This window comes from Limnospira sp. PMC 1279.21 (genome assembly GCF_032349615.1).
In the GTDB taxonomy this organism is placed as follows: domain Bacteria; phylum Cyanobacteriota; class Cyanobacteriia; order Cyanobacteriales; family Microcoleaceae; genus Limnospira; species Limnospira fusiformis.
This window is the reverse complement of sequence record NZ_JARPLU010000613.1, coordinates 1-270: the sequence shown is the minus strand read 5'-3', so window position 1 is coordinate 270 and position 270 is coordinate 1. Positions and strand designations below refer to the sequence as shown.

General features: G+C 37.0%; 1 protein-coding gene. It reads left to right on the top strand.

Features of this window, described 5'->3' with window-relative positions; translation table 11 throughout:
* On the top strand, positions 1-270 hold a 270-nt coding region (locus tag P5683_RS26225), incomplete at both ends, for a PAS domain-containing protein (RefSeq protein ID WP_315669531.1).

Genomic DNA, 270 nt, shown 5'->3' with positions numbered 1-270 from the left:
TATTAAAAAAAACACCATTCAGTATTCTGCCATTTGGAAAAAACTATTAGGTTATAATTCAGAGGAAGCCAGGGATGAAGGCATTGAGGAATTTATGCAGATGGTACATCCTGATGATGTGGAAAATGTTTCTGAAAAACTTCACCTTCACCTTACCCAAAATGAAAGATATTCAGAAGTATTCAGGATCAAAACCAAACAAGGAAACTATCGTTGGTTTTTAGATGCAGGTCAGGCTAGCTGGGATAATGATGGCAAGCCGATACGAAT